Origin of the sequence: Aeribacillus sp. FSL K6-1121, assembly GCF_038003725.1 — a bacterium.
GTDB classification, from domain to species: Bacteria; Bacillota; Bacilli; order Bacillales; family Aeribacillaceae; genus Aeribacillus; species Aeribacillus composti.
In genome coordinates this window covers 1,174,486-1,190,354 of record NZ_JBBOPS010000001.1, presented here as the reverse complement: position 1 = coordinate 1,190,354, position 15,869 = coordinate 1,174,486, and the positions used below count along the sequence as shown (strand labels likewise).

General features: G+C 37.0%; 12 protein-coding genes. 8 read left to right on the top strand and 4 right to left on the bottom strand.

Translation table 11 applies throughout. From position 1 onward, the window contains the following. Positions 1-73: 73 nt before the first annotated feature. Entirely contained in the window at positions 74-1,468 is a 1,395-nt protein-coding gene (locus NSQ61_RS05975; protein WP_340806299.1) for a sigma-54 interaction domain-containing protein, read from the bottom strand. Between the two features lie 318 nt (positions 1,469-1,786). Here NSQ61_RS05975 and NSQ61_RS05970 point away from each other — a divergent pair, with 318 nt between their 5' ends. From NSQ61_RS05970 to NSQ61_RS05960, 3 genes are all read left to right on the top strand, one after another. Beyond that, positions 1,787-3,781: an oxidoreductase gene (locus tag NSQ61_RS05970; RefSeq protein ID WP_340806296.1), complete on the top strand. Its 1,995-nt coding sequence runs from the start codon at positions 1,787-1,789 to the stop codon at positions 3,779-3,781. A gap of 276 nt (positions 3,782-4,057) precedes the next feature. Beyond that, a complete protein-coding gene (locus NSQ61_RS05965) occupies positions 4,058-5,245 on the top strand; it encodes a CaiB/BaiF CoA transferase family protein (RefSeq protein WP_130157728.1) in 1,188 nt (395 codons plus the stop codon). A gap of 20 nt (positions 5,246-5,265) precedes the next feature. Beyond that, positions 5,266-6,483, top strand: a complete 1,218-nt coding sequence (locus NSQ61_RS05960) for an acyl-CoA dehydrogenase family protein (RefSeq protein ID WP_063388313.1) — start codon at positions 5,266-5,268, stop codon at positions 6,481-6,483. Between the two features lie 53 nt (positions 6,484-6,536). On the opposite strand, the gene NSQ61_RS05955 is transcribed toward NSQ61_RS05960, so the two are convergent. Next, entirely contained in the window at positions 6,537-6,845 is a 309-nt protein-coding gene (locus NSQ61_RS05955; RefSeq protein WP_063388312.1) for a DUF3870 domain-containing protein, read from the bottom strand. 572 nt (positions 6,846-7,417) lie between these two features. Here NSQ61_RS05955 and NSQ61_RS05950 point away from each other — a divergent pair. After that, positions 7,418-8,578 carry a DUF4062 domain-containing protein gene (locus NSQ61_RS05950; RefSeq protein ID WP_144598051.1) on the top strand — a complete coding sequence of 387 codons (1,161 nt, stop codon included), beginning with the start codon at positions 7,418-7,420 and terminating at the stop codon, positions 8,576-8,578. Next, positions 8,565-8,723, top strand: coding sequence for a hypothetical protein (locus NSQ61_RS05945; protein ID WP_311066120.1), 159 nt, complete (start codon positions 8,565-8,567; stop codon positions 8,721-8,723). Before NSQ61_RS05950 ends, NSQ61_RS05945 begins: the two co-directional genes overlap by 14 nt. A gap of 1,427 nt (positions 8,724-10,150) precedes the next feature. Here NSQ61_RS05945 and NSQ61_RS05940 read toward each other — a convergent pair. Beyond that, entirely contained in the window at positions 10,151-10,339 is a 189-nt protein-coding gene (locus NSQ61_RS05940; RefSeq protein ID WP_130157692.1) for a hypothetical protein, read from the bottom strand. An 868-nt stretch (positions 10,340-11,207) separates the two neighbouring features. Between NSQ61_RS05940 and NSQ61_RS05935 the strand changes: the two genes are divergently transcribed. Both NSQ61_RS05935 and NSQ61_RS05930 read left to right on the top strand, forming a co-directional pair. Next, positions 11,208-12,758: a hypothetical protein gene (locus tag NSQ61_RS05935; RefSeq protein WP_340806286.1), complete on the top strand. Its 1,551-nt coding sequence runs from the start codon at positions 11,208-11,210 to the stop codon at positions 12,756-12,758. A gap of 19 nt (positions 12,759-12,777) precedes the next feature. Beyond that, positions 12,778-14,076, top strand: a complete 1,299-nt coding sequence (locus tag NSQ61_RS05930) for a hypothetical protein (RefSeq protein ID WP_340806284.1) — start codon at positions 12,778-12,780, stop codon at positions 14,074-14,076. A 388-nt stretch (positions 14,077-14,464) separates the two neighbouring features. Here the strand turns inward: NSQ61_RS05930 and NSQ61_RS05925 are convergent, their stop codons facing one another. Next, complete coding sequence (locus NSQ61_RS05925; RefSeq protein WP_242513773.1) at positions 14,465-14,716, bottom strand: GNAT family N-acetyltransferase; 252 nt, start codon at positions 14,714-14,716, stop codon at positions 14,465-14,467. A gap of 578 nt (positions 14,717-15,294) precedes the next feature. Here NSQ61_RS05925 and NSQ61_RS05920 point away from each other — a divergent pair. Continuing rightward, positions 15,295-15,792, top strand: coding sequence for a hypothetical protein (locus tag NSQ61_RS05920; RefSeq protein ID WP_340806281.1), 498 nt, complete (start codon positions 15,295-15,297; stop codon positions 15,790-15,792). Positions 15,793-15,869: the final 77 nt, after the last annotated feature.

Here is a 15,869-nt window from a genome sequence, read left to right as displayed (position 1 = left end):
CACTCCTTTGCATTTGTTCAATTAAATACCATGCAAATTGTGTGCCATTTCTAAAATTCTGTTAATTTTAATGTTAACTAGTCCCATATAACTTCAGTTTATACTTACGAAGCTTTCTCATAATGGTCGTTTGATTCACCCCAAGGGCTTTTGCCATTTTTCTAGTCGTTTTATATTTCGATAATGCGTATAAAAGGACATGCTTCTCTGTTTCTTCAACGGCTTTTTTCAATGGTATTTCCTTAAATGAAAAGTCGTTTTGAATCCGATTGTCCATGGCAATTGGTAAATCTTCAATGCTTAGCAGGGGCTTGTGAGCAGTAACCACAAGATGTTCAATGAAATTTTCGAGCTCTCTGACATTTCCGCGCCATTCCTGCAGTTGGATGAATAATTTAGCATTTTCATCAATATTGATGCGTTGCGAATACTTCCTATTAAATTTTTCAAGAAAATAATCTGTCAAAACTAAAATATCCTGTTTGCGTTCTCTTAAAGGCGGAATTCTTAACGGCACAACATGCAGACGATAATATAAATCCTGGCGAAATGTTTTCTCTTCGATCATCTGCAGAAGGTTCTTATTCGTAGCCGAAATAATTCGGATATCGACTTGTTTTTCGGACGTACCTCCGACTTTTTTGAAGGATTTTTCTTGAACTAAATGCAAAATTTTGACCTGCAGCTCCAGCGGCATTTCACCAATTTCATCTAAAAACAATGTCCCACCGTCCGCCAATTCAACCAGTCCGAGCTTTCCATGTTTATTTGCGCCCGTAAATGCTCCTGCCTCATATCCAAATAATTCCGCCTCTAATAAAGTTACCGGAATGGCTCCGCAATTCACTTGAACAAAAGGTTTATTCTTCCTCGGACTGTGTTCGTGAATAATTCTCGCTAATACACCTTTGCCTACACCGGATTCACCATGAATAAAAATCGAGGAATCCATGGGCGCAACCTTTTGAGCCGTTTGCAGCGTGGAGATCATATTTGGGGATTGTGTAATGAATTTTTGCTTGCCTGCTGTAAGGATGATTTTATTTTCTTGTTGAAGGGAATGGATTTCTGAAAGTTTTCTTTTCATTTCAACCAGTTCGGAAATATCTCGTGTATTACAGACAATCCGGTATAATTTTCCTTCTTCATCAAAAACAGGTTTGGCCGTAGCCAGAACGGTTTTTCCGTTTGGGTAATACTGCTCAATGGATTGAACCGTTTGCGTTTTCATCGTTTTTAATGTGACCGATTCCTTAATAATACCTTTTTGTACCAATTCACGGATGTTTTTATTGATAAAAGCCTCAGGAGGAAGACCTGTAAAATATTTGCATGATTCACTTACAAATAACACATTGCCATTTGCGTCGGTAACAAAAATTTCATCATAACTGGAATTCAGGATTTGGGTAAGCTCTTTAATTTTTTTTAGGGAAATATCTAATTGTTCTTGAAGAGAGGCGTTCACATGTAATAGATCATGAATCTGTTGCTTGTATTAGTCAACACCCATCATATTTTCACTCCTTTTTGTAAAAATTGAACACATTTTGCATCAATAAAATCCGTTTGAATAGCCTGGAAGCAGAATTTTAAACTGTTTGCAAGTAATATTAGAGATTTGAACCCTTTTTGCAACGGGTGATGTAAAAAAGGTTCAATCTTACGAGAAATTATATAATTGTTTTTTCTAAATAATTTCAAAAAATTGAAATTTATATGAAATATAGTTGGCATGATTCTTGCTGGTAAAATTTATAAAAATATTTCTTGGGAGAGAGTGATCATGACACAATTTAAACATTTATTCAGTCCAACCATCATTGGTCGTACGAAATTAAAAAATAGGATTTTAAGTACAGCCCATCAAACAAATCATGTCATTGATGGGATTCCAACCCCGGATATGACGGCTTATCATGTTGAACGGGCAAAGGGCGGTGCAGGCTTAATCATCCTCGAGGCTGCAGCTGTTCATCCATCTGGGAAGCTGACGACAAATACCATTGCCGGGTATGATGAAAATGTAGTCCCTGCCTATTTGGAACTGGCAAATGAGGTGCATCAATACGGAACAAAAGTGTTCTCGCAATTATTTCACGGAGGCAGGGAGGTTGTTTCGAGCGATTACCGGAATGCCGCTTGGGCTCCGTCCGCTGTTCCCAGCCTGCGTTTCAGCACGATGCCAAAGGCGATGAGCATTGAGGAAATCAAAGAGGTGATTGAAGGATTTGCCGTTTCCGCAAAATTAGCGAAAGAAGGAGGTCTTGACGGGGTAGAAATCTGCTGCTCGCATGGTTATCTTCCCGCTCAATTTTGGTCGGAACAAACGAATTTCCGTACCGATGAATACGGGGGCACGTTTGAAAATCGAATGCGATTTATTGTAGAAGTAATCGAACAGATATGGCAGAAAGCGGGAGAAGACTTTACGGTCGGAATTCGTATGAGTTCGGATGAAATGACCATGGATGGCACCACTATTAAAGACGCCGTGAAAATAGTTGAATATTTAGTAGAGCGGGTAAGGGTAGATTTTATCGATGTCACTGCTGGGGATTCCAGCACCTTTGCCGGCTCGACACATATCGTCCCGCCTTCACCAATAAAACATGGATACCTTACTCCCCAATCCTTTAAAATCCGTATGGCCGGGGCTGTGCCTGTATTTGTGGGCTCCCGGATTGTTGACCCAGCGGAGGCCGAACAGATCGTGGCAACCGGAAAAGCGGATGTAGTGGGCATGACCCGTGCATTGATTGTCGATCCCGAAATGCCTAATAAGGCGTATTCTGGGAATTTACAGCTGATTGATGCCTGTATTGGCTGCCTTCAGGCCTGCATAGGTCATTATCACAAAGGATTAACAATTGGTTGTGTGCAAAATCCATCTGCAGGGAAGGAAGTGCAGGTTACAGCATTAAAGAAAACTGCAAGAGAGAAAAAGAAAGTACTTGTAATCGGAGCGGGACCAGCAGGGATGCAAGCGGCCGTCACATTAGATGAACTAGGGCATGATGTCATTTTAGCTGATAAAACAGATAAAGTGGGAGGATTATTGCATACATTAAGACAGGCGACCATGAGACAGGAGCTCGCTGAATCCATGCTCGATAATTACACACGAAAATTGTCCAATAGTCATGTAAAGCTTGAGCTAGGTTTTGATGTTCAGCCCGCCGATATTATACCAATTTCACCTGATGCCATCATCTGTGCTAACGGTTCGAGACCGTTTATCCCAAACATTCCCGGAATAAACAATTCTAGAGTGATGACGGTTGATGAACTGTTTAATAAGCGGGGGAAAGACATCGGAAAAAGAGTTTTGGTATTTGATTTTGCGGGGGATTGGCCGGCGATTGAAGCGTCAATTGATTTAGCCGGAAAAGGCCATATCGTTTTGTTGATTTCTGCTAGGCTCCATATTGGCGAAGAAGTTCATCAATATTTAAGGAATGAATATTTAAAAAAATTGTATCAGTTGAATGTTAAAATGAAACCGCATTATGACTTAGGAGAAATTAATGATGATCAGGTTGTCATCAGAAATCTATTTTCTTATGAAAAAGAAATGATAGAAAATTGGGACACGATCGTTCTTTCACTTGGTCGTGTACCAAATAGTGAATTATACGAACAAATCAAGCATTTGGTACCACAGGTATGGCAAATTGGAGACTGTTTGGCACCAAGAACATTAGAAGAGGCAACATACGAAGGTTTCATGACATCATTGCATCTAGGGGTTAAGCAAAAAATAACAGGTAATGAACGATAAGCAAAACAGGAGCGAAATGTTTATATATTTTTGGTAAAATCCTCTTGAAATATTCAGAAAATTCTTTTAAAATAAGTGTAAACTTCATCCTATCTACCTTTTACAGGTGAAGGTAATGAAGATATCTCTTTTTAATTTAACAGTTGACTGATAAGATTCCATTTCCAGCCTTAGCCGGCTGGTTCAAATGGTTCGTAAAGCCAGTCCATATCACTAAAGTGTGTTTGGGCTGGTTTTTTGTTTTTAAGAAACCTTTTTCAATAGGAGGCGATGAACATCGGAGGCGCACTAGAGGGTGTAAAGGTATTAGATTTGACTAGGGTGCTTGCCGGCCCATATTGTACGATGATTTTGGCAGACCTCGGAGCAGATGTCATTAAGGTAGAAGCCCCGGGCGGCAGCGACGAAACGAGGTTCTGGGGACCGCCGTTTCAAAACGGTGTCAGTGCTTACTATTTATGTGCAAATCGCAATAAGCGAAGCATTACCGTGAATCTGAAATCGGAAGAGGGCAGGGAAATCATTCGAATTCTGGCAAAAGAAGCGGACGTGCTCATTCATAATTTTAAAACTGGATCGATGGAAAAATGGCAGCTCGACTACGACTCCTTACAAAAAATAAATTCACGGCTCGTCTATTGTTCCATCACGGGATTCGGGGAAACGGGCCCGTACCGCTATCTGCCGGGTTATGACTTTATTATTCAAGGGATGAGCGGCCTGATGAGTATAACCGGAAGCGAAGAGAGCGGTCCAATGAAAATCGGTGTTGCCATGGTGGATATTTTAACAGGATTATATTCGGTCATTTCCATTGAAGCGGCTTTGTTGGAAAGGGGAAGATCGGGCAAGGGGCAAAAAATTGATCTATCACTGATGGATACAGCGGTCAGCTCGCTTGCCAATGTCGCCAGCAATTATCTAATTTCCGGGAAGGTACCGCGTAGACTCGGGAATGACCATCCGAATATAGTCCCTTATTCGAAATTCAAAGCGTTAGATGGGGACATAATTATCGCAGTCGGGAATAACCGGCAGTTTGCCACACTATGTGAAGTAATGGGGCTGAGCGAAATGGCAATGGATGCTCGCTTCTGTACGAATGTGGCAAGAATGGAAAATAAGCTGGAGCTGACGAGGATTTTAGAATACCAGCTCCAGCTCAAAACGGTCAATGAGTGGATAAAACTGTTTTCAGAAAAAAATATTCCATGCGGTCCCATCCATACTATAGATCAAGTATTTGAACATCCACAAGTTTTGGCCCGTGATATGGTTGTCCAAGTCGAACACCCGGAAGCAGGAATGGTAAAACTCGTTGGTTCGCCTGTTAAACTATCAAGAACGAATACAAAGATAGAACGTCATCCACCGATGGCCGGGGAGCATACATGGGAAATCCTGCAGGAAGCTGGATTTTCATTTGAGGAGATTACCTATTTTAAAGAGAATAACATTATTTAATCGCGGGAGGAGTTTTTAAGATGAATTTTGAATTCACAGAAGAACAACGGATGTTGAGAAAGATGGTCAGAAATTTTGTTGATAAGGAAATTATCCCGAATATGCGAGAGTGGGATGAACGGGGATATTTCGATCCGATCATTTGGAAGCGCTTAAAAGAATTAGGCTTGCTAGGTGTCTGCATCCCTGAAAAATACGGCGGCAGCGGAATGGATTATAATTCGCTGGCCATCGTTTGTGAAGAACTGGAAAGAGGCGACACAGCTTTCCGCACGGCGGTATCCGTTCATACCGGATTAAACAGTATGACGTTGTTACAGTGGGGGACCGAAGAACAAAAGCAAAAATATCTCGTTCCACAAGCAAAAGGTGAAAAAATCGGCGCCTTTGGCTTAACAGAACCGGGAGCTGGATCTGACGTGGCATCACTTGGAACAACGGCTGTTAAAGACGGTGACCACTACATTTTAAACGGCTCCAAAACATGGATATCTTTATGCGATGTCGCCGATCATTTTATCGTGTTTGCGTATACAGATAAATCGAAAAAGCATCATGGAATTTCCGCCTTTATCGTCGAACGCACTATGCCTGGATTTTCATCCAAGTCCATTAAAGGAAAGCTCGGAATCCGATCCGGAAATACAGGAGAATTGTTCTTTGATCAGGTCCGTGTACCAAAAGAAAATTTACTTGGCCAAGAAGGAGAAGGATTCAAAATTGCGATGTCTGCGCTGGATAATGGACGTTTTACCGTTGCTGCAGGGGCAGTAGGCCTGATTATGGCATGTTTGGAAGAAAGTGTAAAATATTGTCACGAGCGTAAAACATTTGGCAAAGAAATTGGTAAACACCAGCTTGTCCAGCAAATGATTGCCAACATGGAAGCGGGATTGCAAATGAGCCGTTTATTGGTGTACCGTGCTGGAGAACTCAAAAACAAAGGATTGCGCAATACGAGAGAAACATCTCTAGCCAAATGGCAGGCCTGTAATTTTGCCAATAAGGCCGCAGATGATGCGGTTCAAATTCACGGAGCCTACGGTTATTCCAATGAATATCCTGTTGAGCGCTTCCTAAGAAACTCCAAAGCTCCTGTTATTTACGAAGGAACAAGAGAAATCCACACCATTATGCAGGCAGAATATGTGCTTGGGTATCGGGAAGATAAGCCATTAAATAACATGCTGCCAGCCTGGCCCTTTGAATGTGATAAAGAGACAGTAACGGATAGTTAGGTACCAATCGATAGCAGGATCGGATTCCATTTTGCATCCGATCCCCTTATTGCTTATTGATTGATAGCTTCATACTGTTTATACAGATCTTTTAATGCGGCAATTAGGGCATTATTGGCCTTTCCTAAATAACCATTCTTTAACTCTTCCAACGGCTTTTCAATGCCGTTGCGCAAACTATGACCTTTCAAGAGCCTGGAAATATATTCTCTGCCGTGTTCGGTAGCAAGCGTACAGGAAGCATCCACAATCACACCATATAATTTATCAACCTCTGCTGTAATCGTTAAAGTTTCATAAACACTTCTGGCCGCCATCCCTGTCGGAAGTTTGGCGTGACCGGCAATAAAATAAGTATTCATCCATAATCTCTCCTAATCGTTTTATTTTTAGAATAATATGAAAATAATCAAATGATAAGACTATTGATAGATGAAATTTCCAATACATCCCTAACGAAAAAGTTATGAAAATGAAAATATGTGAAAGGCAGAATTAATAGCAAACTTATTTTATGTGGTACGCCATACTTGGTCATATACCTTCGTATATGATTTGAATGTATTTTCTCCCCGTTGGAACAAGTGCGTTCGATATCTATCGGATTAAAACAGGTAGTCGTTTGTTTAAAGTACCAAGGTACCCTAAAATTTACATCTTTAATGCTCGAATGAAGCGATATTTAGAGGTAAGCGTTCAGATTACGGAGCTCTTTCTCTCATTTGAAGTGATTTTTAATCGCTCTTATGAAGAAAAACTTATCATTGGAAGCGGAGGAATTTAGCAGCTTTTGTCGTAAGCTAAATACAGAAAGGAATCTTTGTTAAGAACATCAACCATCCTGCGAATAAAAGAAAAAAGGTTAAGACAACAATGTTCGATTAATCAAATAGATTCACGGGAGGTTGTTTAAAAAGTAAGGTGGTTTTGTAATATGGATAGAACTACTATTTTTATAAGTTCTGTTGCACAAGATGCTCTTTCCTCTATACGAAACGCTGTATTTGAAGAATTAAAAAATATGGGGCATGAACCTATTCGCTTTGAAGATAGTATGCGATATATTCATCAAGATGCCATCCGAACTTGTTTGGAGTACGTATCAAGAAGTGATATCTTTCTGCTATTTATCGCGGATAAAGCAGGAACATTCTTAGAGGATGAAGGGAAAACTGTTACTCACCTTGAATTTTTACGTGCATATCACGAAAATAAACGTCTTATCGTGTATGTTCACGATATAGTTCTTGATACCTATTTTCGGACGATCAGACCTCAAATAAAACAATCGTTAGTACAGTATTTAAGCGAACACGGTAAAGAACCGGATTCAATGTTGAATTTTATAAGCGAAAATATTAAAGAGGAGCCTCATATTGCCGAAAATTATGTATGGTACTTTCTTTATGATGCAGAACAAAAAGGGATATATTTCGAAAAATGCTCATTAGGTGTCGAAATTCTTTCAAACATAAAAAGCTATCTTTCAGCTCTTTTCAAAGAAAGCCTTCAATACTTAAATATTCGTTCTGAAATAGAACGGAGCTTAGAACATGTAGAATTATACGGGGATTTTTATGAACTATCACTTGAATTCATAAGTTTATTGCGGAATGGGCAAATTACAAATTGGAGAAGGCTATTAGCGCTTTTACGATCTAAGATGGTCGGCTGCAATATTTACTCTACAAATACAAAGTACCAACAAGAAGCTATAGGAGCATTAATGGACTGTAAAGCCGTAACTCTTTACGAAAAAAGAGATAACCAGATGATTTGCAAAGAATATGATGGATTAACAACTCCTGAGAACTTTTCATTAGATGATACTTCTTCTTACGTTGTGCAAACATATAATGATCATAATCATAATGAAAAGCTATACTATTCACTGGAAAAAAGAATATGCTATTTCTTGTTTAAGGTAAAGACTTATGTATTTTGCTTTCATCTGCCCCTGCTAGGAGAGTGGGATTATTATAAACTGAAGGCTTACCAAGAGAATATATTTAATGCTATACTTGAATCAAAAGGATATTCTTATTGTTACTTTATCAAAATGCTGTTAGGAGGTCTCTCAAATGAACAATTATAAAGAAAATGTAATATTAATCGCCTCCGCACCACATGGATATGGAAAAAAAGTTGTAACGAATCGTCTTAGTCAAATGAAACGTGATCACGCAAACTTACAAAATAAACTTTCCCAAATAAAAAGTTCATTTCGTCGTTCAAAATAAACGCTCATGATGTAAAAAATGCTCTACTGATAGAAGGAATAAAATCCATTTCTTCGAATGTTTCAAATTTGCACGCTCTACAATTTCAATATGTTCAAGATAGCAGAAGAAGCCCATCTATCACCAAAGTATTCAAGAAGAAGGTCATTTGATCTTCTTCTTTATTTATATAGGTTCAGACTGAAAAACCGACATAAGTAAGGTTAAGATTAGGCAAAGAACAGTCGGAATGCTTTATACAAAATGTTTGCAGATTATGATCGTATGATTCAAATCAGCAATGAGAGTAGAAGAGAAGAAACTCCCCAATTGTTTGATTATCTTTAAAAAGAAGCTTCTTGCATACAAGCTTCTCTTAGTGTTTCATCCGACTTTATTCCTCACCCGGGAAGTTCCACACGATGTCACCTCTTTGAACGATTTATTTGACTATTAATATATGAGCGTCTTTAATGATCAGTACTTGCGAAATCACTTTTCTGTTCCTTTCTTTGAGTAATAAGGTTGAGCATTCCGATCAAGTAAAGAGCTACATAGTTAAATATGACTACAACTCATATTAAAGTAAATACCAAATGTTCCAGTTTTTTCTTGATATATTTTACCAGAACATATAGATTATTGTATAGATATAGAAATGGAATTTATTTGTAAAATGTTGCTTTATGTATCACATAGTGTAAGTCACTTTAACTGTTAAATTTAAATAAAGAAGTTTTTGTATGATTCAGTTTTTGTATGATTCATAGACCAAGAGCATTTGTGATAATCATGCAGGTAACAATCCCGAACAAACTGATGAAGAGGAAGGCTTGAAAGTAATCAAATGATGGCCGGCTCAAGAAATGAACAGTGGTAAGCATTTATCAAATGTCATTAAGTATCTATATGTAGATATTTAATATAAGTAAAATTCTGTTCCAAACTTTTCATGCATGTAAGAGAATGCAGAGACAGTGAAGGAAATAAAATCAATTGATTAAAAAGGGGAGGCATTTTTTTGAATATAATACCATTGTTACTATTAGTGAGCCTCCGTTCTTTTATTTATTTCTTCTGAAGGGTTTAATTTTTTTATTATTACTGTAGATGAGTAAATTTTATTACATTTATTACCATCTTCAAAAAGCAAACAAAGATACCCTCCTTGGAGCGATTGGATCATTTGGCGTGCGAGAGCGATTTTACTAATTCCTGATGCCCCCATACGAATTTGCCTTTGGTGTGTGAAAAATGATGATCACACCCTTCAATAGGAGACTTAGCCTGTAACGAGGGCTTTGTCTTTTGGCAAATCGTATCATCAATCATCAGTAAAACCGGCTCATTCGTTTGTTTCGCTACTCGATGAATCTGTTTACGAACGTATTGTTGTATGGCTTTAAGGAGTCGTATTTCGTCCCAAACGCCTTTGTGCAAAAAATTGTTTATGTTGTTCGGGCCTCGGATGATGACTCAACTCGTGAAGATCGGTCCGGTATACCAGAGAACCCTTTTGTCATCATTCTATCAATGACATGAACGAGATGGTTCATTACTGACTTCAAGTAATAAAAAAACAATCCAAGAGAAGATAACGTATTGTAAATGTCTTGATGATGTGCTAATTTATCCATACGAGAGACATGAACCTCCTTGTTTGGGTAGTTTGGTAGCAAATCTATTCTAACCAAGAATCGGTTCATGTCTCTTTTTATGTTTATTTGTAAATTTACTCAAGTACAGATTATTATTCCAACCGCTGCAAACGGGTATCGGTTTTTCATATTTAGCTCACAGTTAGAATAGTTTAGCTCATAAAAACTTAAAAAGGTCAATAAGCTAACGAACGACGATACTTCAGAACCGTATCGTCTTTCTTGTTTTTTATGTCTATTTCTTTTTAAAATGGTATAATAAGTAAAAAGCTTATTAATTAAATAGGTGTAGGCTTTAATTTGGAAATGGATAAACATTCTGAAATTTTTTGGGAAATAGCTATCGAAATAAGCCGCTAACAATTAATAAGCGATAGTACCAATGTTGAGTATGACACCATATTTAAATCGAAAACCGATTAAAGTAGATAAACATTGGTAAAGTTAGAGCAATACATAATTTGTGACGATGAAGTACAACAAGCTTATCAAGAAAAAGAATAACAATTACGGCAGTTATCGCAAGAGATCGATTTACTAGAACAAAAAGAACAGTATTATAAAACCCTTTTAGAAAATAGCTCTTCTATAGAAGAAACCGAACAAATTAGAAAAGAATTGCATACGTTACAGCTAGAGTATGAACAGAAGGAAAAAGAAATACAATCCTTAAACGCTTAGAATAATACTATCTGTTAAAGATAAATTTGCTGAAAATCGACTGTAGAGATGTCGTCTTTAGATTAAACGGAACTCCAAACACAGAGTTATTTGAGAGTTTCTAGTTTTAGTTTATGTTGATTTTTGGGGTTAAACTTGCTTATCAATAATCGTCTTGGAGGTAAATATGAGTGGACAGATATTAAGTCAAGCATTAGCAAAACTTTCAGGGCATGATTTGCGATTAGTTTATGCTTTACTTTGTAAAACAAATATTTTCAATCTTATTTCCACTAAGACTAAGGACTTACTATCATCTGATGAATCAAATCATTTTTCAAAACATCTCGAAGAAGAAGCGAAAAAGTTGCTATCTAAAACAGATGAAGAAATTCGTTTGTCATTATTTCTAGAATTAACAAAAATCGCACAGTTAAAAGGTGGGAGATACGATTTAAAAAAAGAAATAGAGGATAAGTGTCAAGAGATTGTGGATTGGGCTTTTAATGAGTTTCAGAAAAAGAATAAAGAATTTCAACAATACTATAAAGAAAAAGATATAGACAAGTTAGAAGCAATGATACATTGGCAAATGAACCAAGTGTTTAAAGAATTGGACCTAAAGTTAACAGGTTTATCTGAGTACGAACAGGATCAATTGGCTGAAAAAGTATTGGAGTTTGTGAACTCACTTCCTTCAGATCAACAAGAAAAAATTAAAGAAAAATTAGGTGTTCAGGAAATATCCAATAAAGTAGTCAAGAATATAATGGCCCAAAGTGGTGCAAGTATTCTTTTTGCAACAATTGTTGAGGTAAGCGGTTTTGCTTTTTATACAACAGCGACATCGATGTTGGCAGCATTTATGGGTTTCTTTGGAATTACATTGCCTTTTGGTGCATATACCACACTTACTTCAACAATCGCATTTCTAGCAAACCCATTATTTATTCTGCCCTTGATTTTAGGCGGGGGAGTGTTGCTAGTTAATCACCAAAATAAATCATTACGAAAACGGTTAGTTCCAATCGTTTTAATGCAGATCTCCTTGCCATATTTAACAAATCCTGAAATATCTTATCATGACTTATCTGTTATCTCGAATGAATGGATTCCAAAATTTGATAACTATAAACAGTTATATCATAAATTAAAGCTTAATCAAGAGGAACAAAGGAAACTAAATAGAGAGATTTCTGCATTGAATACAAAATTGAAAGCAAGAGAAGCAGATAAAAAAGAAAAAGAGAACAAAATTTCTGCAATAAAAGAAAAATTAAAAGAAAAGCTAAAAAATGATAAGGGACGACCTTATATAGAAGGATTAACTAATCAACTTCATTCAATGCAGAATCAAATCGTCGGCTTAGAAGAACAAATTAAAATTGAAAAACGTTCATCAACCGGCTTTTGGAGATCCATAAAAACAGCATTAAAAACAAGTAACTATCAATTAGAGATTGCTAGTTTAAAAAGAAGAATGGATCAAACCTTTGAGCAAATGGTGGAGATTATTTTACAGGGAAAGTTGGAGTATGCAAACGAACAATTTGGACAAGTCAATTCCTTGCAATTGGAAATACAAGAATTACTTCAGCAAATTTCTACCTTACAAATTCAGTTGTCTGAAAAGAATAAAGAACTATCCAATTTGCGAATAAAGGAACGTACGATTCGAAACGAAATAAAAAACAAGGAAATTGAAACATATGGATTAGAGCATATTGTATTAAACTAGCAGAAAGAAGAGATGAACGATGATGAAGGGCATAAAAAACGAGCAATTTTGGAATTTATGGAGACAAAAAAACTATGAAAAGGCATTATCATGTTCGGTTGCTCCAACAGTGTCATCCCAAGAACTGCGTTTACGTAATCTATTATTTGGAGGAAAAAAACAAATTCAACAGACAGTAGCTATTTCGACCATTAGTGTCGGTGAGTTTTTCTATGATTTTATCATGCTGGATCCCTTGGCAGTAGAAGGGATTGATTTTGCTAGGGAAGAAGACTTATCCCATCTTTTTTCTTTAAGTGAATTTGCCAAAACAGTTGATACTACTTCACTAACTGGAGACATGGCACAACTACAAGGGTATGTAGCAGAGCGAATGATAGGAAGCGAACTTCAAGCACGGGGCCATGATGTCGAATTTCCTGCTACTTCTAATCAAGCTGGTTATGATCTTCTTGTGGATGGGGAACCATTTCAAGTAAAAAATTTAATTAATCCACAAGGAGTACGAGAACACTTAGAGAGATATCCTGATATTCCTGTTTACGTTAATGAGGAACTTGGGAAATATTTCGAGGGGAATCCTCAAGTATATGTTACTTCTGTTTCACATGAAGAAGTCATCAATACAACAAAGCAGACGCTTTCTCACGCAGCCGATTTAACTGATTTTGAGATTCCTTATATTACGTTTATTATTTATACTGCTTCAAATGTAAAGAGAGTATGGAGAAATGACCTTACAATTGAGCAAGCTGTTATAAATATTTTAGTTGATTCTACCGCAAAAATTGCATTTGCAAGTTTAGGAAAAATGACAGGAACAGCCCTTGGTGTTGCACTATTTGGCCCACAGTATGGAATTTTATCAGCAGGCATAGGTGCCATACTTTTTGGATCTCAAAGCCGCTATGCATCAGATTTTATTAAAAAAGCTCTGGCAAGCAAGGAAGAAAAAGAACTAAAAGACTCGGCCTTCTATCTGTTAGAACCGATATTGAAAAAAGTGGATGAAAAAATCGAAATCAGACATGATAAGCTTCGTAAGCTTAAAGAAGGATTGGAGAAAAGCCATACCAATGAAATATTGCTTCAAAAACTAACGGCAATGAAAGATGAAGATATACAGTATATTGCTTATAAAAAGAAAGAGCTTGAGAAAACATTATCTGATATCCAAAACGGTCGGATTTATGTACTAGATGGATATAAGGAAATCATGAAAACTATACCGAAAACAGGTGTTCATCCTAATAATTATCAATCTGAGTTAGATTTTGCAAATGCTGCATTTATAAAACTAAGAGAAAAGGTTTTATAAATTTCAATTACTGCTGTTTCTATTGATGAATGATCGGACTGTCTATCGCGCACAAGCAAGATTGTAGACATGCGTCAAGGGAGTATTTCCGTTCGCAGCTAAGTGGGAGAAAGAACGGAGTTAACCGTTCAGCTGCACCTTCATTCATGAGCGGCAAGGCACTGTTATACGAGAATATAGTAGAGAGAAAAAATTCCCCCCTCTCTACGAACATCATGAAAAAGAAAGCATGTTTAGCGCGTATTCCTTAATACCGTAATAAACCCATCCAGTATTTGATGACTGATTTTAAACCTTTTCGGAGATAAAATTTTAACGCATCGTCATTTCCGTTTGATACAAAAATAAATATGTCCTTGATTGATTCAAATGAACTTAACCACTCCATCTATTTTTCGAATAAAACGCTGCCAATTCCATGGTTGCGATATCCTTCTTTTTTATAAAACTGCGAAAGGCAGCCAGCGTCATCGGTTGGAACAGAATCAAAATCAAAAAATGCGTCACTCGGCAAAGTCGAGAAATTATTGGAATAGATTGTTTTTGGAGAAATATTGCTATATGCATATCCAACAATTTCATCATCATCTTTCGCTACAATGATGTAGTTCGCTTTAGCTTTTTCGATCGATGGAATCATTCACGTTTCAAAACACATACCGTCAAACCACTCCGGATGGATCACTTGCTTTAGATTTTTGATAGGCCATTAATTCATTGCATAAATCTTTAATACAAATAATCTCGTCTTCGGAAATCACTTCATAACGAATACCCATGTTCCAACTTCTTTCGAAGGGATTATGTAAAAATAAGGAGAAGGGCATGCCTCTCCTAGAAAAAAATTTGTGGGCAGTTCAGAAACAGATGTCGTTGATGCTCATTAAAGTTGCCTTTGCTTTTTTATCTTATGAGGCGAATGCTCAAGATGTCAAGGCCTTAACATTTGCGATACATAGCAATGTTTAGAATCACATTTTTCATTTAAACCACTCTAAGGAAGAAAAACTTATCATTGGAGGTGGAGGGAGGTGGAGGAATTTAGCAGTTTTTGTCGAATTTAATCTCTAATGAATGTTTTCAAGTTAATTTTTATGCTAAAAAAGGATCTAAGGTTAGAGCAATTCATGATTTGTGTGTGATGGTATACATATTATCAGTTTCAAACATTTTCAACACTATTCGAATTAAAATTTAGGTAAGTGTAGGTGATAATTCGTGAAAGATGTTTTAACATCGATTGTAATTCCACTTGTTGTTGGGATTGTACCTGCTTTTATTTCATATTTAGGAGCTCGGTATCAGGCGAATAGTGCACTACAAACTGTTAAAGAACAACAACAGGCAGAGTTGCAAAAATTGAAAGAACAACACAGTGTTGATTTACAGAAGCTAAGAGAACAACAACAGGCGGAGCTAGAAAAACTAAAAGAGCAGCAGAATGCAGAGATACAAAGGATAAGAGAGCAGTCTTTGCGTGATATAGAGAGAATAAAGGTTGAAATAGAAAAACAAGCAGAACTTTATGAAAAGAATGCCCAAACGGATATCATAAAAGAGTTGTTTGGAAAAGCAATTGAAGGGGACATGTCTGTATTCGAAAACTTGGAGAAGTTAGATAAATTATCTAAGCAGATGCAGAAAGGAATCTTTGTTAAGAACCTCAACCATCCTGCGAATAAAAGAAAAAAGGTTAAGACAACAATATTCCATTAATCAAATAGATTCTAACTTCATAAACTCACGACACAAATGAACCCCCCTAAAGAAATTCTCGAATTTGAAGGAGTAAC